We start from the raw sequence: 20154 nt of genomic DNA, 5'->3' as shown, positions 1-20154 counted from the left end.
GCAACCTTAGAGCGTAACAACGTTCGCTGCCGCGGGGCCACGTTGCCCCTGCTCAATAGAAAATTCAACTTTCTGATTTTCGTTCAGCGTGCGGAATTCATTGCTCTGGATGGCGGTGAAATGGACGAAAACGTCTTTGCTGCCATCATCAGGAGTGATAAAGCCAAAACCTTTATCTGCGTTAAACCATTTTACTAAACCAGTCATTTTATTAGACATATTTTACTTCCTTCATTTTGGGCCTTTCGGCAAACAGGGCTTTAATACAGAAACTACTTAGTGTTCAGGAGAGAGACTCAAAAGAAGGGGATAATGCCTGATAATGAGAACTGCTTTAGTAAACTACTTTGTATGCTGTCTGTCTTTCCAACCGACGCAGCTATTAACGCATGATAATTGAGATTAAGCAAATTTTATTTTAGCCGTCCGGCGGTCTTAAATATCGCTGGCTTTATTTTATTAACCCCGTATAGTGCAGCGCAGTATTTTCAGTAAGGAATTTGTTTGTCCCGTAAAATGACAGGAATTGTCAAAACCTTTGATCGCAAAAGCGGCAAAGGATTCATTATCCCCTCCGACGGTCGTAAAGAAGTTCAGGTCCATATTTCCGCATTCACTCCCCGCGACGCAGAAGTGCTTATACCAGGATTACGCGTGGAATTTTGCCGCGTAAATGGCCTGCGAGGACCAACAGCGGCAAATGTTTATCTCTCTTAATATGACGCTGCTTGTTTAAAGCTGACTGGTTTTATTGGCATAGTTCAATAGTCAACACCATGTATTATAACACAAGTTACTTTTTCACCGGAAAACTAATCCATTTGACCGAATATCTCTACAACTAATAGTTATAAATGCCACTTAACAGCGAGTTATAGTACCACTTGAAACTATATTGCCAACAATAGTTAATAGCTTTCTTAACAATTTTCTTATCTTTAATTTGTATTTTGCTAAGATTTATCTTATGCTCACAAGTCGTATTTCCAGAGGGGAATAGTTAACAATCTTATATTTCCCTCTGCGCGCCTTTCTCACCCGCTGTATATAGTGCAAGTGGTATGAGGAAAGGGAGATTTCACAAGGATGTTATACTCAAAGTAGACAATCCTGATCTCAAGCGTACGTATTGTCCATGCGATGAATAAAGGAAAAGTTATGAAACACAAGCTTTCTGCAATCCTTATGGCCTTCATGTTGACGACGCCAGCTGCGTTTGCTGCCCCTGAAGCAGCAAACGGGACCGAGGCAACGACGGGTACTACTGGCACCACAACGACCACTACCGGTGCAACCACGACGGCTGCTACCACTGGTGGCGTGGCTGCTGGCGCTGTCGGCACGGCGACAGTTGTCGGTGTGGCAACGGCTGTTGGTGTGGCGACGTTGGCAGTAGTTGCAGCAAATGACAGTGGCGATGGCGGTTCTCATAACACCTCAACCACCACGTCCACTACGCGCTAATTCTGCTTAAACGCGTCGAAATTAAAGTTAAATAATACCCGGTTGCGATATTCGTACCGGGCTTTAGAGATTTGCATTTTTTTAATTAACCTTTCAAGGATTAAAGGTGCGCCCTCTTATTTTATCGATTTTCGCACTATTTCTTGCGGGATGTACGCACAGCCAGCAAAGTATGGTCGATACATTTCGCGCCAGCCTTTTCGATAATCAGGATATCACCGTAGCGGATCAGCAGATCCAGGCGTTGCCTTATTCCACGATGTATTTACGCCTTAATGAAGGGCAACGAATCTTTGTGGTACTGGGATATATAGAACAAGAACAAAGCAAATGGTTATCCCAGGATAACGCCATGCTGGTTACCCACAATGGACGTCTTTTAAAGACCGTCAAACTTAATAATAATCTGCTGGAAGTGACAAATTCCGGGCAGGACCCTCTGCGTAACGCGCTGGCAATAAAAGACGGCAGCCGCTGGACGCGCGATATTCTCTGGAGTGAAGACAACCATTTTCGCTCTGCGACCCTGAGTTCCACTTTTTCCTTTGCTGGATTAGAGACGCTGCATATTGCGGGTCGCGATGTGCTGTGTAATGTCTGGCAGGAAGAGGTGACTTCCACGCTGCCAGAAAAACAGTGGCAAAACACATTCTGGGTCGATTCGGCTACTGGCCAGGTTCGTCAAAGTCGGCAAATGTTAGGCGCAGGGGTTATTCCCGTAGAAATGACGTTTCTTAAACCCGCACCATGAATAAATTACAGTCGTATTTCATTGCCAGCGTACTTTACGTAATGACACCCCATGCCTTTGCGCAAGGAACGGTGACTATTTATCTGCCTGGCGAACAACAGACACTTTCCGTTGGCCCCGTGGAGAATGTTGCCCAGTTGGTGACACAACCGCAACTGCGCGATCGCCTCTGGTGGCCTGGTGCCCTGCTGACCGACTCCGCGGTGAAAGCTAAAGCGCTTAAAGACTACCAACATGTCATGGCACAGCTTGCTTCCTGGGAAGCAGAAGCTGACGACGATGTGGCGGCAACGATTAAATCCGTGCGCCAGCAGTTACTCAATCTCAATATTACTGGTCGCTTACCGGTCAAACTGGACCCTGATTTTGTACGAGTGGATGAGAACAGCAATCCCCCGCTGGTCGGGAACTATACGCTCTATACCGTACAGCGCCCGGTGACTATTACTCTTCTGGGTGCGGTTTCTGGGGCTGGGCAATTGCCCTGGCAGGCAGGCCGTAGCGTTACCGATTATCTGCAAGATCACCCCCGTCTTGCAGGCGCGGACAAGAATAACGTTATCGTGATTACGCCTGAGGGTGAGACTGTCGTCGCCCCTGTTGCCCTGTGGAATAAAAGACATGTGGAACCACCGCCTGGCAGCCAGCTTTGGTTAGGCTTTTCTGCGCATGTACTGCCCGAAAAATATGCTGATTTAAATGACCAGATTGTGTCTGTTTTAACGCAACGTGTTCCTGACTGATGAAGAAGAATTCTTATCTTTTAAGCTGCCTGGCCATTGCCGTCTCCAGTGCCTGTCATGCTGAAGTATTAACCTACCCGGATCCGCTGGGTTCGTCGCAATCGGACTTTGGCGGCACAGGATTGTTGCAGATGCCAAATGCGCGCATCGCACCGGAAGGTGAATTCAGCGTCAACTACCGGGATAACGATCAATACCGTTTCTACTCCACCTCCGTGGCGCTGTTCCCATGGCTGGAAGGCACCATTCGTTATACGGATGTGCGCACACGTAAATATAGCCAGTGGGAAGATTTCAGCGGCGATCAGTCATACAAAGACAAATCATTCGATTTTAAACTTCGCCTGTGGGAAGAAGGTTACTGGCTACCGCAAGTGGCGTTTGGTAAACGTGATATTGCTGGTACGGGTCTGTTTGACGGTGAGTATCTGGTGGCCAGCAAGCAAGCGGGGCCATTTGATTTCACCCTCGGGATGGCATGGGGCTACGCCGGTAATGCAGGCAATATTACCAACCCGTTTTGCCGGGTGAGCGATAAATATTGTCATCGCGCAGAGTCTCACGATGCGGGCGATATCAGCTTTAGCGATATCTTTCGTGGCCCAGCCTCCATCTTTGGCGGCATTGAGTATCAAACGCCGTGGAATCCCCTGCGTCTGAAACTCGAATACGACGGCAACAATTACCAGAATGATTTCGCTGGCAAACTGCCTCAGGCAAGCCATTTCAACGTCGGTGCAGTTTATCGCGCTGCCAGCTGGGCAGACCTCAACCTGAGTTATGAACGCGGTAACACGTTGATGTTTGGTTTCACTTTACGGACCAATTTCAACGATCTGCGCCCTGCCCTGCGCGATACGCCAAAACCGGCATATCAACCTGCGCCTGAATCTGAAGGATTGCAGTACACCACGGTAGCAAACCAACTTACCGCCCTGAAGTATAACGCGGGCTTTGACGCGCCAGAAATTCAGCTACGCGATAAGACGCTGTATATGTCTGGTCAGCAATACAAATACCGTGACTCTCGTGAAGCGGTCGATCGTGCCAACCGGATTCTGGTGAATAACCTGCCGCAAGGCGTTGAGAAGATTAGCGTGACGCAAAAGCGCGAGCATATGGCGATGGTGACTACCGAAACCGACGTAGCCAGCCTGCGCAAACAGCTGGCAGGTACAGCGCCTGGTCAATCAGAGCCACTGCAACAACAACGTGTTGAAGCTGAAGATCTTTCTGCCTTTGGTCGGGGCTACCGTATTCGTGAAGATCGCTTTAGCTACTCTTTCAACCCAACACTTTCACAGTCGCTGGGCGGCCCGGAAGATTTCTATATGTTCCAGCTGGGGCTGATGTCCAGCGCCCGCTACTGGTTTACCGACCACCTGCTGCTTGATGGCGGTATTTTCACCAATATTTACAACAACTACGACAAGTTTAAGTCTTCACTGTTGCCCGCGGACTCTACCCTGCCCCGCGTGCGCACGCATATCCGTGATTACGTTCGCAATGACGTTTATCTCAACAACTTGCAGGCGAATTACTTTGCCGACTTAGGCAATGGTTTCTATGGCCAGGTGTATGGCGGTTATCTGGAAACGATGTACGCCGGTGTCGGTTCCGAGCTGCTTTATCGCCCGCTAGATGCCAGCTGGGCGCTGGGTGTGGACGTTAACTACGTGAAGCAGCGTGACTGGGACAACATGATGCGCTTCACCGATTATTCCACGCCAACTGGTTTCGTGACGGCTTACTGGAACCCGCCGACGCTCAATGGCGTACTGATGAAACTTAGCGTTGGGCAATATCTGGCAAAAGATAAAGGGGCAACGATCGACGTCGCCAAACGCTTTGACAGCGGCGTGGCGGTAGGGGTATGGGCGGCAATCAGTAACGTATCTAAAGATGACTACGGCGAAGGCGGCTTTAGTAAAGGTTTTTATATCTCGATTCCGTTCGACTTGATGACCATTGGACCTAACCGCAACCGCGCGGTGGTTTCGTGGACACCATTGACGCGTGATGGTGGACAAATGCTGTCACGCAAATACCAGCTCTATCCAATGACGGCAGAGCGAGAAGTACCGGTTGGACAATAACCTGACGTAATTCATAACATTACATTGACTGATAAATATAAACCAATGAAAAAGAACATTTTTAAGTTTTCGGTACTGACATTGGCTGTTCTGTCTTTGACAGCATGTACCCTTGTTCCTGGTCAGAATTTATCGACCAGTAACAAGGATGTCATTGAACTACCTGACAATCAGTATGACCTGGACAAAATGGTCAATATCTATCCCGTCACGCCAGGATTGATTGATCAGTTGCGCGCCAAACCGATTATGTCGCAGGCTAACCCGGAGCTGGAGCAGCAAATCGCGAACTATGAATATCGTATCGGCATTGGTGATGTGTTGATGGTTACGGTCTGGGATCACCCGGAACTAACCACCCCCGCAGGGCAATACCGTAGCGCCAGTGATACCGGCAACTGGGTTAACGCCGATGGTGCGATTTTCTACCCCTATATTGGTCGCCTGAAAGTGGCCGGGAAAACACTTACCCAGGTACGCAACGAGATTACAGCGCGTCTGGATTCAGTCATTGAAAGCCCGCAGGTCGATGTCAGCGTCGCGGCGTTCCGATCGCAAAAAGCGTACGTCACCGGCGAAGTCAGCAAATCGGGTCAGCAGCCGATTACCAATATTCCTCTGACCATCATGGATGCGATTAACGCCGCAGGCGGTCTGACCGCAGATGCAGACTGGCGCAATGTGGTGCTCACCCAGAATGGCGTAAAGACCAAAGTGAACCTCTATGCGCTGATGCAGCGTGGCGACTTGCGCCAGAACAAACTGCTGCACCCGGGAGATATTTTATTTATTCCGCGCAACGATGATCTGAAAGTCTTCGTGATGGGTGAAGTGGGTAAACAGAGCACGCTGAAAATGGACCGCAGCGGTATGACCCTGGCGGAAGCGCTGGGTAACGCTGAGGGTATGAATCAGGATGTCGCTGATGCGACGGGGATTTTTGTTATTCGTGCAACGCAAAACAAGCAGAATGGCAAAATCGCCAATATTTATCAGCTGAATGCGAAGGACGCATCGGCAATGATACTCGGAACGGAATTCCAGCTTGAACCTTACGACATTGTTTATGTCACTACCGCGCCTCTGGCTCGTTGGAACCGTGTGATTTCTCTGCTGGTACCGACGATTTCCGGGGTGCATGACCTGACAGAGACTTCACGGTGGATTCAAACATGGCCCAACTAAAATTTAACTCAATCCTGGTGGTTTGTACCGGCAACATTTGCCGTTCGCCCATTGGCGAGCGCTTGCTGCGTAAACGTCTGCCGGGCGTAAAAGTCAAATCGGCAGGTGTTCATGGTCTGGTAAAACACCCTGCAGATGCGACAGCGGCAGATGTTGCCGCTAATCATGGCGTATCTCTTGAAGGACATGCCGGACGTAAGCTCACTGCTGAGATGGCACGAAATTACGATCTGATTCTGGCAATGGAGTCGGAACATATTGCTCAGGTTACCGCAATCGCTCCCGAGGTCCGCGGGAAGACAATGCTGTTTGGGCAATGGCTGGAACAGAAAGAGATCCCGGATCCCTATCGTAAAAGTCAGGACGCATTTGAACATGTCTACGGTATGTTGGAGCGCGCCAGTCAGGAATGGGCGAAGCGCCTCAGCCGGTAATTTGAGTTTATAAAATACGATGACAACTAAAAATATGAATACGCCACCAGGCAGCACTCAGGAAAATGAGATCGATCTGCTTCGTCTGGTCGGCGAGTTATGGGATCACCGTAAGTTTATTATCAGCGTGACCGCGTTATTCACGCTGATCGCTGTCGCTTACTCGCTGTTAAGCACACCAATTTATCAGGCAGATACTCTGGTCCAGGTTGAGCAAAAACAGGGCAACGCCATTCTCAGCGGCCTGAGTGATATGATCCCTAACTCATCGCCCGAGTCTGCACCGGAGATCCAACTGCTGCAATCGCGCATGATTCTCGGTAAAACCATTGCTGAACTGAATCTGCGCGACATGGTTGAGCAGAAGTATTTTCCGATTGTGGGTCGCGGCTGGGCGAGATTAACCAAAGAGAAACCAGGTGAGCTGGCGATCAGCTGGATGCATATTCCACAACTGAATGGTCAGGATCAGCAACTGACACTCACGGTTGGGGAAAACGGCCACTATACGCTGGAAGGTGAAGAGTTCACCGTCAATGGTATGGTCGGCCAGCGTCTGGAAAAAGATGGCGTTGCGCTGACTATAGCGGATATTAAGGCCAAACCAGGAACACAGTTTGTCCTGAGCCAACGTACCGAACTGGAAGCGATTAACGCGTTGCAGGAAACCTTTACCGTTAGCGAACGCAGTAAAGAAAGCGGGATGCTGGAACTTACCATGACCGGTGATGATCCCCAGTTGATTACCCGTATTCTGAACAGCATCGCTAACAACTATTTGCAACAGAATATCGCTCGCCAGGCGGCGCAGGATTCACAAAGCCTTGAATTCTTACAGCGCCAGTTGCCTGAAGTGCGCAGCGAGCTGGACCAGGCGGAAGAAAAACTCAACGTTTATCGCCAGCAGCGCGATTCGGTTGACCTTAACCTGGAAGCCAAAGCCGTTCTTGAGCAGATTGTGAACGTTGATAATCAACTCAATGAGCTGACCTTCCGCGAGGCAGAGATCTCCCAGCTGTATAAGAAAGATCACCCAACTTATCGTGCGCTGCTGGAAAAACGCCAGACGCTGGAGCAAGAACGCAAACGCCTGAATAAGCGGGTATCGGCTATGCCTTCCACCCAACAGGAAGTGTTGCGTTTAAGTCGTGACGTAGAAGCGGGCCGTGCGGTATATCTGCAATTACTTAACCGCCAGCAGGAGTTGAGTATTTCGAAATCCAGTGCCATTGGTAACGTGCGGATTATCGACCCGGCAGTCACTCAGCCGCAGCCAGTGAAACCGAAAAAAGCGTTGAACGTGGTGCTTGGTTTTATTCTTGGCCTGTTTATTTCGGTGGGTGCCGTGCTGGCGCGTGCGATGTTGCGTCGTGGTGTAGAAGCACCGGAACAACTGGAAGAGCACGGCATCAGCGTTTATGCCACTATCCCAATGTCCGAGTGGCTGGATAAACGCACCCGTCTGCGTAAGAAAAATTTATTTTCTAATCAGCAGCGCCATCGTACTAAAAATATCCCCTTCCTGGCGGTGGATAACCCGGCGGATTCTGCTGTGGAAGCCGTACGTGCGCTACGAACCAGTCTGCATTTCGCTATGATGGAGACTGAGAATAACATTCTGATGATCACCGGTGCGACGCCAGACAGTGGTAAAACATTTGTCAGTTCAACTCTGGCAGCGGTGATCGCCCAGTCCGATCAAAAAGTGTTATTTATTGATGCCGACTTACGCCGTGGTTATTCGCATAACCTGTTTACCGTGAGTAATGAACATGGCTTGTCGGAATATCTGGCAGGTAAAGATGAGCTCAACAAAGTGATCCAGCATTTTGGCAAAGGAGGCTTTGATGTGATTACTCGCGGTCAGGTGCCACCTAACCCGTCTGAACTGCTGATGCGCGATCGGATGCGTCAATTACTGGAATGGGCGAACGACCATTACGATCTGGTGATTGTCGATACGCCGCCGATGCTGGCGGTGAGCGATGCTGCGGTCGTGGGGCGCTCTGTCGGCACCAGCCTGCTGGTTGCACGTTTTGGCCTGAACACCGCCAAAGAGGTGAGTTTGTCAATGCAGCGTCTGGAACAGGCAGGCGTCAATATTAAAGGCGCTATCCTCAATGGTGTGATTAAACGCGCCAGCACCGCTTACAGTTACGGCTATAACTATTACGGTTATAGTTACTCCGAGAAAGAGTAAAACTGAAGGTAAAGTGACCGGATGCGGCGTGAACGCCTTTTCCGGTCTACGCATTAGACAGTTCTTCGTTTGTCATCAGCCTCAGAGCATTCAGGTAGCTGAATGCTCTTTTTTATACATTACAAACTGCACGCCGGTATGCGTGCTTCATTCACGATTTGCGTAAAACCGGCCAACGAACACATGCCCTGCGCATTTCGCTCTTCACATCCTGCCAGGGTCAGTTTCACCTCTCCGGGCGGCGTATTTAATGACAGCGGCGTTTTATCACGCATCTGCTGTAAAGTCTGGAAGACCAGCGAAACCTGAATCCACTGGCTGTTATCGCTTAGCCGACGCCAGCGTTCAAACACCAGTTCACCACCTGGCGGCGTGTTATCCGGCTGACCTGGAAGCGTCCAATTGAGCTCCAGTGCGCCGCCGAGATTTGCCAGATTAGTATCGTGTCCGGCGATAAACAGCACTGAAGTGGGTAATGTCACACTATACGCCTGTTTTTGCGGTGGATGGGGCGTCAACGCTGTCATGATCAATTCCAACAACGGGGTGGCGCGGCTGCGGGCAACCTCTGGCGTGCGTTGTAGTAAATAAAATTGCGCGTTATGCAAACTTAGCAACGTGTTCCACTGGTGTGAATCAGTGATCCTTCCCCACCCCGGCTCCGGCATTCCCTGTGCCTGTTGCAGGAGAAATATCTCCGTCAGCATTGATGCGAGGCTTACCGCACCGGTTAATGAGACATTGTCGGCGCTCACCTTGAGTTCCGATGGTAATGCCTGCATTAATGAACAGCTTTCGTCCTGTTTCTCACGGTTAAGGCACAAGTTTGATTGCGGAAAATTAAGCACCCGTTCCAGTTCGCGAAACGCCGTTTGCCGATGCCCGGTAAAGTCAGCAATTGACCCTCCTGCCCTGCTGAGGATCGCGTCAGTCACGTTCGCGTTATCCAGTTGGCAAACGCCAGTTTTTAGAGGATTAAATAACGGATCGGGACTGGACGTATCTGCCTGGGTATGTACGGTTATTGCACAGTCAGGTGCCAGCCCGGCGGCGAAGGCTTCGCCTGTTTTACGGGTACGCTCGTCGACATCAGCAATAATCGCGACCTGACCAGGCTGCGGGCAGCCCTTTTTCGCCAGCAATCCGTCGGCTACCAGACGCTGGCGTTGGTAATGTCCGAGATAGGCGATTAGCTCACCACCGCGCGGTGTCAGCCAACCTAGTTTTACCGGCCAGGTTGGCCATGCGTCTGGGGTGACATCCTGCATCAGTTGCGTGGCCTTGGTTGGGGCACGCACACCATGACGACTGACAATCACCACACTTTCCAGCTTCAGCTCCGGCTCCGGCTCACTCTGAGCGAATGCAGATTGCGGGGTTAACGGAATCAGAAGAGATAAAAATGGGATCAAGATCGCTTTCATCGATATGTTTCCGCTTTTCATATCCGACATTATTGATTGCCTGATACGACGCTAATGCGCCGCATCAGACTTACGTTCGTTAACTTTTCAATCGCGGGTCCAGCCATACCAACACAAGGGTGGAGAGCGAACACATCAACAAAATGCCGACGAACCAAAGTAAATACCACATTGTTCCTGCTCCTTAGTACAGCTCGTTTTCGTTACGGCGGAGAGTTTCTGTCGTCATGCGTCCCCACATTTTGTAGTAGCTCCAGAGAGTGTAGAGCAACACAATGGGCAAAAATATCAGCACGATTACCAACATAATGCTCAGCGTCAGCTGACTGGAAGTGCTGTCCCACAACGTCAGGCTGGAGATTGGACTCACGCTTGACGGCATGACAAAGGGGAACAGCGTGATGCCTGCCGTGAAAATCACGCCAAATTGCATCAATGACGCCATCAAAAATCCCCAACCCGGGCGACCACGATAAATCGCCATCACCGTCAGCAATGGGCAGAAGAACCCCAGCAGCGGGAAGATCCACAAAACGGGCGACTCGACAAAATTATTCATCCAGGCACCAGGTAGCACTGCCACCAGTTTCATTAACGGATTGGAAGGACCGTTAGCATCCTGGGCGAGCAGTACAAAGCCATCAATACCGACCCACAGCCAGTAACCCGCCAGCAAAAAGCACAGCATCACCAGTAGTGCGGCGCGTTTAGTCGCCAGCTGTGAACGCAGATGAATCACACCAACAGTTTTCAGTTGTAACCAGACGCCACCTTGCAAAATCACCATCCCAAGGCTGAGCAATCCGCACAATAAAGGGAATGGCGTCAGCAGTTGCCAGAAGGTGCCGAGATACTCCACGCGTAATTGCGGTGTGAAGGCAAACGGCACGCCGAGCAACAAGTTGCCGAAGGCGATACCGAAGACTACCGGCGGCACCAGACTGCCGATGACCAGACCGGCATCCCACATTTTACGCCAGCGTGCATCGGCGATTTTTCCGCGATAATCAAAGGCCAGCGGGCGGAAGAACAGTGAGCACAGCACCAGGATCATCGCCACATAAAAGCCGGAAAACGCCGCTGCATACACTCTGGGCCAGGCGGCAAATAATGCCCCACCTGCGAGGATCAACCAGACCTGATTGCCTTCCCAGTGCGCACCAACGCTATTAATCACTATCCGGCGTTCATCATCATCACGCGCCACCAGCGGCAGCAAACAGCCAATCCCCATGTCAAATCCGTCGGAGATCATAAAGACCACCAGGATCACGCCAATCAGCAGCCACCAGATGAAGCGCAATGTTTCATAATCAAACATGATTTTCTCCTTTACCCCTGTTGCTGCGTCGGTTGTTCACTCTGCATCGCGCTCGGCCCCAGACGGGCATATTTCTGCATCAGGTAGACTTCGGCGATTAAGAACAGGGTGTAAAGCCCTACGATCATGATCAGTGAGAAAGCCAGTTGTCCTGTGGTTAAAGCGGAGTGCGCGGAGTATGTCGGTAAGATGTCCTGTATCGCCCACGGCTGACGACCAAACTCGGTCATAAACCACCCGGCTTCAATCGCAATCCACGGCAACGGCAAACTCCAGAGCGCCATTTTCAGCACCCAGCGATGCTGGTCGATTTTGCCACGCAGCGTCTGGACAAGCGCAATCAGCATCACCAGTAGCAGCAGGGAACCACAGCCCACCATGATGCGGAAACTCCAGAATACCGGCGCAACCTGAGGTATCGCGCCACGCATCGCCGCCTGGTACTGTGCGGCTGTGACATGATTCATATCCGGCGCATAGCGGGAGAGCAACATGCCGTAACCCAGGTCGCCTTCCAGCTCCCGGAATGCCTGCAACACATGCGGCTCACGATTGCCTTGCGATATTTCCTGCATTAACAGCCAGGCCATACGTCCGCGTTGCAAGCGTGGGTAGGTTTCAGCCATCAAATTCTTCAGACCCGGCACGGGTTTATCTAGTGAGTGAGTGGCGAGGATCCCTAACAGCGCGGGAATTTTGATGGCAAAGGCGTTACGCTCTTGATCCTGTTCCGGCCAGGCAACCACATGGAACGGTGCAGGAGCAGGTTCCGTTTGCCACTCCCCTTCCATCGCCGCCAGTTTTACCGGTTGTACTTGCGCGACTTCATACGCAGAACTGTCTCCGAGTTGCAGGGTACCGATAATCGCCAGAGTACCGAAGACGGAACCGATGGCAAACGAGCGTAATGCGACATCGCGCTCCCGTCCGCGCAGTAAATACCAGGCGCTGATCGCCATAATAAACATGGCCCCGGTCACGTAGCCCGCCATTACGGTGTGCACAAATTTCACCTGGCTGACCGGGTTAAAGACCAGCTCGCTGAAGCTGGTCATCTCCATACGCAGGGTGTCGATATCAAAATGCGCACCGGTCGGGTATTGCATCCAACCGTTGGCATTCAATATCCACAATGCAGAGAGATTTGAACCGAACGCCACCAGCCACGTCACCAGCAGGTGCTGGTATTTATTCAGCCGCTGCCAGCCGAAGAAGAAAAGCCCGACAAAGGTGGATTCGAGGAAGAAGGCCATTAATGCTTCCATCGCCAGCGGTGCGCCAAAAATATCGCCCACATAGTTGGAATAGAATGACCAGTTAGTACCAAACTGAAACTCCATGGTCAGGCCGGTAGCCACGCCAAGAGCAAAGTTGATACCGAAGAGCTTACCCCAGAAGCGCGTCATATCGCGGTAGATTGTTTTGCCGGTGACCACGTAAATGGTTTCCATGATAGCCAGCAAAAAAATCAGCCCCAGGGTAAGGGGTACAAATAAAAAGTGATACAGCGCGGTCAGAGCAAACTGCCAGCGCGATAAATCAATGACATCCCACATGCGCACTCCTGTAGGCGAAGAGAGAAAAATAACCCGATAATGGTAGATCTCCCTCTTTATCCTGAAACTCTACGACCAGAGGTATTCGCCGATTGCGATATTCATAAGCCTGAAAGCGATACTTACCGTCTTTTTACGTCGGTGCAGCTTCCGCCAGCCACTGACATACCTCGCTAAGCCGCTGCGCAGAGTCGACCAAATCTTCTGGCGCTGCCAGCACCACTTCCGGTATTGGGCAGATTTCATAACTTTCCAGTAACGGGCCTTTTAAGGTGTCCGTACAGCGTAAATGCCAGACATGGCGTAACCCCGTGGCGTTGATATAGCTCTCGCCATAGCCAATGGTACGAATCTGAATATTTCCCGGCCCACAGAGACGTGAGAGAAAAAGCCGATCAGCCTCGCTGATGGGTAATTGCGTCAGATTAATGCTGTGCGGCTGCGCGTCGGGGTTACGTACATGCGCCAGTAACTCATGCGCCAACGGTAGGCCATTCATCAGGCCATCAATGGGCGGCGGTAACAGCGAATCTGTCGGCAAGAGATTTTGCGTTGCCGCCTGCCACAACGCCAGCGGCGCGCAGCCGGCCTCCAGTTTGTCCTCCAGCAACTTTTCGCCGCGACGTCTGCGCACCCGCCATAATCCGCAGAAGATCGCCTCCTGTATTTCACTTTCGCTGTCGTCAGCCTGCTGAATGCGCACTGACACTTCCCCTTCCCCGAGAAGCGTATTGATAAAGTGACGATCGTCGGCGTTGAGATTTAACAGATCGACTGCCAGCACCTCGCCCAACGGCGGCTGGCGTTGACTTAGTTGATGTTGTAACTCGTTTAACAGCGCAATCACCTGCGGGCTGTGAGCACATTGCTCCAGGGCCGCCATACTCGGTTCATCATTCACCTGACAGGTGATCGGCAGTGGATTCATGCTGAAACTGTCATCGTTCGGTTGCGTTCCTGGCCCCAGCAGATGGAAAAAAGTTTCGCTCATGAGGCACGCTCCTGTTGTGGTTCGACAAGCCCACGCATCAGGTTTATCAGTTCCGCCCACGGGTGAATACCATTCAGCACGCCGCGATAGTTTCCGCCGGTAAACACTAATGTGGCGGGAAAGAGAAAGACGCCAAAGCGATCGCCGATGGCTTCGCTCTGTTCAAGGTCAGCAATCGCCACCTGCCATGTGTAGTCGGGAAACTCGCGCAGTAATTCGCCAATCATTACCGGATTATCGCTGACCTCTGGCGTGCGTTTCGGGTCACTGCTTAATAACACCACACCGTCTGGCGCTTGCGTAAGCCAGTCGTCAAGACGGAATTCACTAACCGGCGTCCAGCCGCGCGCCAGCATTCGTTGCCACAACGCATCAAATGGCGTGTCGTTGCTCATCCCTGCTCCTCCAGTGTCATCCTGTACTGGCGCAAGCGAACGCCTTCGTAATTTTCCATCGACAGACAGTCATAATTGAGACAGCGCGATTCATTAGCCGGTTGCGGCACAATTCCCCATGCAGCCAGCTGCGCCAGCGCCGCCTGTTCTGCTGCGGGCAGTTGCTCCCGTGCCAGTTCGCTCAGGCTGCCGCCGTAGTCGTCGAGCATTGCGGGTTGCAGACCGACGAGGGCAATATGTGCTGGCAGATGTCCGCGGATATCTGCCAGCGCCAGCACTTCGGAGAAACTGTTCTGGTGCAGGCTCATTTTCTTCGCGCTGAGATAAGCCGGAATACGTTCTCCGGCATAGGTTCGCAGCGTTCCAGGTTCCAGCCCGTAGTCAATGGCATCGAGAATCAACAGATGGCTGGCGCTTTCGACATACCCCAGCAAGTTCAGTCCCTGAGTACCGCCATCGACAATCTCCACATACTCGGGCCAGTGGTAATGGGCATACAACCGTTCCGCCACCCGCACGCCGAAACCTTCATCGGCCCACAGCAGGTTGCCCAGCCCCATTACCACCACGCGTTGCTCGCTCATGAACGCTCCTTGTTACTTATTTTGCCAAATTTGTGGCTACGGTAGCCGTTGACCATGGTGGAGATCACCGTGTCGTCGGACATGATGTCTTCACGCAGCGCCATATAGACATGACCGATCACAAACGCGCCAATCAGCCACATCCCCAGCCGATGCCAGCTGTGAATGTCCATTGAGTTGCCTCCCGTCCAGTAGAAAAATTCCACCACATAACGGAACGGCGCAAAAATAGCGTACTGGCTGTGTTCGCTGTACAGCGCAAAGCCGGTGATGATCATAAAGACCGACATCAGGAAATAGCCGAACATCGCCGCCTGGGCGATGGGGTTATGGCCTATATCGGCACTCGGACGTTTTGCCAGAAACAGATACCAGCGGATTTCATACCACACGCCCTGCCACCAGCTTTTACGCCATACCGGCACGATAAACAGCTCGCGGGAGTATCGATTGCCAACAAAAGCCCAGTAGATCCGCATCAGCAAGACCACGGTAAAAACCATCCCGGCGCTGAAGTGAATTAACCTGATGTAGCCCATATAGAACAGATACGTCGCCTCGCCGCTGACGGAAGGTAGCGGCTTGCCGATAAAGTATCCGGTGACCATCAATACCGCCATGCATAACACCGTCAGCCAGTGCCAGATGCGGACTGGCGCTTCAAAGACATAGTGGCTGACAACGTTGTCGCTTTTCTGTTGCATGATGATTCTCCTTCGCTGTTAACGCACCTGCACGGAGATCAGCTCGCTACCGTCGTCGCCCAGCACGTGTGTTGAACAGGCGAGGCACGGATCAAAGCTGTGCAGAGTACGCAGGATCTCCAGCGGTTGCTCGGGGATCGCCATTTTGGTATTCATCAGCGCCGCTTCATAAGCGCCAATCTGCCCTTTGGGATCGCGCGGGCTGGCGTTCCAGGTGGTCGGCACCACGCACTGGTAGAGATCAATCTTGCCATCGCGAATGGCGGCCCAGTGGCCTAACGCCCCGCGCGGCGCTTCGGTAAAGCCGACGCCACGGCACTCTGTCGGCCAGGTTGTGGGTTCCCATTTTTCCGTGGAGGCGGTGGCAAGATTGCCGTTTTTCAGGTTAGTCATCAGCTTGTTGAAGAAATACTGCAACTTACCTGCGGCCCACTGTGCTTCGTGCGCGCGGCACAAAATGCGGCCCAACGTTGACTGGATACCGGAAAGCGGCAGGTTCAGCGCCGACATCATGCGATCGACCGACTCAACGGTCGCAGCATCGCCTTTGTGATAAGCGATTAACGTGCGTGCCAGCGGCCCCACTTCCATCGCGTTACCGCGCCAGCGCGGCGCTTTGATCCACGAGTAGCGTTCCTGTTCATTCAGCTGCTGAATGTTGGTATCGCTGCCTTTGACATCGCCGGGGTTGTACCACGGGTCGGTAATGCCATCGAATGGATGACGCCCGACCTGATCGTTGGGATAACGATACCAGGCGTGATCGACAAACTCCTGCACCTGCTGCGGATCAACCAAATCCACTGGCAGCACATTGTTGAAGTCGCCGTTAATCACCGCGCCGCCAGGCATCAGCAGACTTTTCTCACCAAAGTCGTTGGCAATATCCGGGAATGCGCCGTAGCTGAGGACACATTTATCAGAAAGACCCGTGCCGATTTCACTCCACGGTTTGTTGAACTGACCGATGGCTAAGGCGTCGGGGATCATCACGTTGTTAATGAAATCCGCCGTGCGGGTGATAATCGACTGCACCAGGTTCAGGCGTTCCATATTGACCGCCCCGACCGCGCCGCTTTCGTCAATGTTAATGGCGCAAGGCATCCCGCCGACAATCCAGTTTGGATGCGGGTTTTTACCGCCAAAGACCGCGTGGATTTTGACAATTTCACGCTGGAAATCGAGAGCTTCGAGATAGTGGGCAAAGCCCATCAGGTTAGCTTCTGGCGGCAGTTTGTACTGCGGGTGCCCCCAGTAGCCATTGCGGAAGATCCCCAACTGCCCGCCTTCAACGAATTTCTTCAGGCGGTTTTGTACGTCGAAGAAATAGCCAGGGGATGATTTCGGCCAAGAGGAGAGACTTTGCGCCAGTTCGGAGGTTTTCCGCGGGTCGGCTTTCAGCGCATCCAACACATCGATCCAGTCCATCCCGGCAAGCTGATAGAAGTGCACCAGATGATCGTGGCACCAGAGCGTTGCCAGCATAATGTTGCGGATGATATTGGCGTTGTCCGGCACTTTAATACCGATGGCATCTTCGATGGCGTAAACCGAAGCCAGAGCGTGTACGCCAGTACAGACGCCGCAGATACGTTCAACGAACGCCCACGCATCGCGCGGGTCGCGCCCTTGCAGGATGATCTCCAGCCCGCGAAACATGGTGCCGCAGGAGACGGCATTGGTGATTACATTCTGATCGTTAATATTCACTTCGCAGCGCATGTGGCCTTCAATGCGCGTAATCGGGTCGACCACCAGGCGGCGTCCGGCATTATTGATGGTGTATCCCTGAGTTTCGTACTGAGTGCTCATGCCTGTTTATCCTCATTGCCTGGCTGATGTTCGGTTTCTGTAGGTTGCTGATTATGACGTCTGCGCTGGTCAACGGCGCTGGCGACTGCGTGCACACCAACAGCCGCTGCCACCACACCAAGCGCGGTTAAACCGACGGTATCGGCGGTGGAATGAGTACCCATTTGTGGAATATCGACCACGCGGCTGTAGAACGAACCGCGATCCCAGAAACCATTTTCCGCACAGCCCAGGCAGCCGTGACCAGACTGGATTGGGAAAGAAACGCCATCATTCCAGCGTGTGGAGGAACAGGCGTTATAGGTGGTAGGCCCTTTGCAGCCCATTTTGTACAGGCAATAACCTTTGCGGGCAGCGTCATCATCCCAACTCTGGACGAACTCTCCGGCGTCGAAGTGAGCGCGGCGATAGCATTTATCGTGGATACGCTGACCATAAAACATCAGTGGACGACCCATTCTGTCGACATCTGGCAAGCGATCAAAGGTCACCATGTAAGTAATGATGGCGCTCATCACATCCGGGATCGGCGGGCAGCCAGGTACTTTGATAATGGGTTTGTCGGTGATGACTTTGTCGATAGGCGTTGCCTGTGTCGGATTAGGTCGCGCGGCCTGCACGCAGCCCCAGGACGCGCAGGTTCCCCAGGCGATAATCGCGCTGGCTCCGGCAGCGGCACGTTTGAGTTTCTCAATAAACGGTCGTCCGCTGCTGATACAGAACATCCCCTGCTCGCCCAGCGGCGGATTACCTTCTACTGCGAGGATATATTTGCCATTGTATTGCGTGATGATGTCTTCAAAGACTTCTTCCGCCTGGGTTCCGGCGGCAGCCATCAAAGTATCGTCATAATCGAGGGAAATCAGGGAAAGGATGACGTCCTTTGCCAGCGGGTGAGCGGAGCGGATAAAAGATTCGGTACAGCAGGTGCATTCCAGACCGTGGATCCATACCACTGGAATGCGGGGTTTATTCTCCAGCGCCCAGGCAATCTTTGGTGCCATTCCCGCGCCTAATCCCAGCGACGTGGCAGCCAGACTACAATATTTGAGAAAGCTGCGCCGGGTAACGCCCTGACGCCGCATGGCCTGGTAAAATGTTTCCTCGTTATTCATATCGCACGTCTCTCCTCCTTGCGACACCGGCAGGACACCGGGCGCACATGGTCGGCAAGCGACGTCCCTGTAGCAAGGCAAACCATCGCTTCACGTGAGATGCTGAAAACGAAAGCTCATCCTTCTGCACTGGCGCACGTCGCCAGAAAGTAATGTTAATAAAGCGTAGTGAAACTTTTGCACAAAACAATACAAACTGTGTGGATTTATCTTTTAGCGATAAAAATGGACCTATTTTTCTTTTTGCCGGGCGGTGGGATGTTTAGCCTGTTGCTAAACGAGTAAAAGAGAAGGAATTCATGGTGATGAAATGATCAATCTGCTGTTATTTCACGCTATCAATGCACTTTTGGCTGTTTTTCAGGCAAACAAACAAATTAGGGGTTTACACGCCGCATCGGGATGTTTATAGTGCGCGTCATTCCGGAAGTGTGGCCGAGCGGTTGAAGGCACCGGTCTTGAAAACCGGCGACCCGAAAGGGTTCCAGAGTTCGAATCTCTGCGCTTCCGCCAGATAAGATAAGGGGTTAGCTAAATGCTAACCCCTTTTTCTTTTGCCTGTCGAAATTCTCAGGGCGTTATATTTGCTTAATGACCTGATAATCCGCTGTTAAACCTGTTCCAGATCAAATGCGTAAAGATGGGTAAAACTTCTGGGTGCCCTTACGCATTATCATTATGCTGCTTAATTAATTACATCTGTCATAGAGAGTGACTCAATGGATCGTATTGTTAGTTCTTCACATGACCGTACATCACTGCTTAGCACCCATAAGGTGCTGCGTAATACCTATTTTCTGCTGAGCCTGACGCTGGCCTTTTCGGCGATTACCGCAACTGCCAGTACGGTGCTGATGCTGCCATCTCCGGGTCTGATTCTGACGCTGGTGGGTATGTATGGTTTGATGTTCCTGACCTATAAAACGGCGAATAAGCCGACCGGGATTATCTCCGCATTCGCCTTTACCGGTTTTCTGGGTTATATCCTCGGACCAATTCTGAACACCTATCTGTCTGCCGGAATGGGTGACGTAATCGCTATGGCACTGGGCGGAACGGCGTTAGTGTTCTTCTGCTGCTCTGCATATGTGCTGACCACCCGCAAAGATATGTCGTTCCTCGGCGGTATGCTGATGGCGGGTATTGTGGTGGTGCTGATTGGTATGGTTGCTAATATCTTCCTGCAACTGCCTGCTCTGCATCTGGCGATCAGCGCGGTCTTCATTTTGATCTCCTCTGGCGCTATTTTGTTTGAAACCAGCAACATCATTCATGGCGGTGAAACGAACTATATTCGTGCCACGGTTAGCCTGTATGTTTCGCTGTACAACATCTTCGTCAGCCTGCTGAGCATTCTGGGCTTCGCCAGCCGCGATTAA

The 20154-nt window shown here is 51.9% G+C and carries 20 protein-coding genes and 1 tRNA gene; 10 read left to right on the top strand and 11 right to left on the bottom strand.

Annotated features, from left to right (window positions below):
* Positions 1-6: 6 nt before the first annotated feature.
* Positions 7-219, bottom strand: a complete 213-nt coding sequence (gene cspG, locus ACJHW7_RS01545; protein WP_000066490.1) for a cold shock protein CspG — start codon at positions 217-219, stop codon at positions 7-9.
* Positions 220-504: 285 nt separating this feature from the next.
* On the opposite strand from cspG, the gene cspH reads away from it, so the two are divergent.
* The 8 genes from cspH to etk all read left to right on the top strand — a co-directional run bounded on the left by cspH (position 505) and on the right by etk (position 8873).
* Positions 505-717: a cold shock-like protein CspH gene (gene cspH, locus ACJHW7_RS01540; RefSeq protein WP_000087763.1), complete on the top strand. Its 213-nt coding sequence runs from the start codon at positions 505-507 to the stop codon at positions 715-717.
* A 441-nt stretch (positions 718-1158) separates the two neighbouring features.
* Positions 1159-1464 carry a threonine-rich inner membrane protein GfcA gene (locus ACJHW7_RS01535; protein ID WP_001299283.1) on the top strand — a complete coding sequence of 102 codons (306 nt, stop codon included), beginning with the start codon at positions 1159-1161 and terminating at the stop codon, positions 1462-1464.
* A 106-nt stretch (positions 1465-1570) separates the two neighbouring features.
* Positions 1571-2215, top strand: coding sequence for a lipoprotein GfcB (gene gfcB / locus ACJHW7_RS01530; RefSeq protein WP_001301846.1), 645 nt, complete (start codon positions 1571-1573; stop codon positions 2213-2215).
* On the top strand, positions 2212-2958 hold the full coding sequence (locus ACJHW7_RS01525) for a capsule biosynthesis GfcC family protein (RefSeq protein WP_001038071.1): 747 nt from the start codon (positions 2212-2214) through the stop codon (positions 2956-2958). The genes gfcB and ACJHW7_RS01525 overlap by 4 nt, the downstream gene beginning before the upstream one ends.
* Positions 2958-5054: a YjbH domain-containing protein gene (locus tag ACJHW7_RS01520; RefSeq protein WP_000742329.1), complete on the top strand. Its 2097-nt coding sequence runs from the start codon at positions 2958-2960 to the stop codon at positions 5052-5054. The genes ACJHW7_RS01525 and ACJHW7_RS01520 overlap by 1 nt, the downstream gene beginning before the upstream one ends.
* A gap of 45 nt (positions 5055-5099) precedes the next feature.
* Positions 5100-6239 (top strand): polysaccharide export protein, encoded by a 1140-nt coding sequence (locus tag ACJHW7_RS01515; RefSeq protein ID WP_001295357.1) that lies wholly within the window; start codon positions 5100-5102, stop codon positions 6237-6239.
* Entirely contained in the window at positions 6227-6673 is a 447-nt protein-coding gene (etp, locus tag ACJHW7_RS01510; RefSeq protein ID WP_000057871.1) for a protein-tyrosine-phosphatase Etp, read from the top strand. The genes ACJHW7_RS01515 and etp overlap by 13 nt, the downstream gene beginning before the upstream one ends.
* A 19-nt stretch (positions 6674-6692) precedes the next feature.
* Complete coding sequence (gene etk, locus ACJHW7_RS01505) at positions 6693-8873, top strand: tyrosine-protein kinase (protein WP_000208668.1); 2181 nt, start codon at positions 6693-6695, stop codon at positions 8871-8873.
* A 119-nt stretch (positions 8874-8992) separates the two neighbouring features.
* Here the strand turns inward: etk and appA are convergent, their stop codons facing one another.
* From appA to hyaA, 10 genes are all read right to left on the bottom strand, one after another.
* A complete protein-coding gene (appA, locus tag ACJHW7_RS01500) occupies positions 8993-10297 on the bottom strand; it encodes a bifunctional acid phosphatase/4-phytase (protein WP_021556663.1) in 1305 nt (434 codons plus the stop codon).
* 79 nt (positions 10298-10376) lie between these two features.
* On the bottom strand, positions 10377-10469 hold the full coding sequence (gene cbdX / locus ACJHW7_RS01495; RefSeq protein WP_000270305.1) for a cytochrome bd-II oxidase subunit CbdX: 93 nt from the start codon (positions 10467-10469) through the stop codon (positions 10377-10379).
* Positions 10470-10481: 12 nt separating this feature from the next.
* Positions 10482-11618, bottom strand: coding sequence for a cytochrome d ubiquinol oxidase subunit II (gene appB / locus ACJHW7_RS01490; RefSeq protein WP_000460781.1), 1137 nt, complete (start codon positions 11616-11618; stop codon positions 10482-10484).
* 11 nt (positions 11619-11629) lie between these two features.
* A complete protein-coding gene (appC, locus tag ACJHW7_RS01485) occupies positions 11630-13174 on the bottom strand; it encodes a cytochrome bd-II oxidase subunit 1 (RefSeq protein WP_000263563.1) in 1545 nt (514 codons plus the stop codon).
* A gap of 133 nt (positions 13175-13307) precedes the next feature.
* Positions 13308-14165, bottom strand: coding sequence for a hydrogenase expression/formation protein (locus tag ACJHW7_RS01480; protein ID WP_021556662.1), 858 nt, complete (start codon positions 14163-14165; stop codon positions 13308-13310).
* Positions 14162-14560: a hydrogenase-1 operon protein HyaE gene (gene hyaE / locus ACJHW7_RS01475; RefSeq protein ID WP_410233558.1), complete on the bottom strand. Its 399-nt coding sequence runs from the start codon at positions 14558-14560 to the stop codon at positions 14162-14164. The genes ACJHW7_RS01480 and hyaE overlap by 4 nt, the downstream gene beginning before the upstream one ends.
* The gene (gene hyaD, locus ACJHW7_RS01470; protein WP_000003670.1) at positions 14557-15144 is read right to left on the bottom strand and encodes a hydrogenase 1 maturation protease; all 588 of its coding nucleotides are present in this window, start codon (positions 15142-15144) and stop codon (positions 14557-14559) included. Before hyaD ends, hyaE begins: the two co-directional genes overlap by 4 nt.
* Positions 15141-15848 carry a Ni/Fe-hydrogenase b-type cytochrome subunit gene (gene hyaC / locus ACJHW7_RS01465; RefSeq protein WP_001186424.1) on the bottom strand — a complete coding sequence of 236 codons (708 nt, stop codon included), beginning with the start codon at positions 15846-15848 and terminating at the stop codon, positions 15141-15143. The genes hyaD and hyaC overlap by 4 nt, the downstream gene beginning before the upstream one ends.
* Before the next feature lie 18 nt (positions 15849-15866).
* Positions 15867-17660, bottom strand: coding sequence for a Ni/Fe-hydrogenase large subunit (gene hyaB / locus ACJHW7_RS01460; RefSeq protein ID WP_000107391.1), 1794 nt, complete (start codon positions 17658-17660; stop codon positions 15867-15869).
* Positions 17657-18775: a hydrogenase 1 small subunit gene (gene hyaA / locus ACJHW7_RS01455; protein WP_001058323.1), complete on the bottom strand. Its 1119-nt coding sequence runs from the start codon at positions 18773-18775 to the stop codon at positions 17657-17659. The genes hyaB and hyaA overlap by 4 nt, the downstream gene beginning before the upstream one ends.
* A gap of 425 nt (positions 18776-19200) precedes the next feature.
* Here hyaA and ACJHW7_RS01450 point away from each other — a divergent pair.
* Positions 19201-19288 (top strand) — tRNA-Ser (locus ACJHW7_RS01450).
* A gap of 206 nt (positions 19289-19494) precedes the next feature.
* Entirely contained in the window at positions 19495-20154 is a 660-nt protein-coding gene (gene yccA / locus ACJHW7_RS01445; RefSeq protein WP_000375136.1) for an FtsH protease modulator YccA, read from the top strand.

The sequence above is a fragment of the Escherichia sp. WS1152 genome (assembly GCF_046487665.1).
GTDB lineage: Bacteria > Pseudomonadota > Gammaproteobacteria > Enterobacterales > Enterobacteriaceae > Escherichia > Escherichia coli.
Note: the sequence above shows the minus strand (reverse complement) of the source record. Positions and strands in the feature narration are given on the sequence as shown.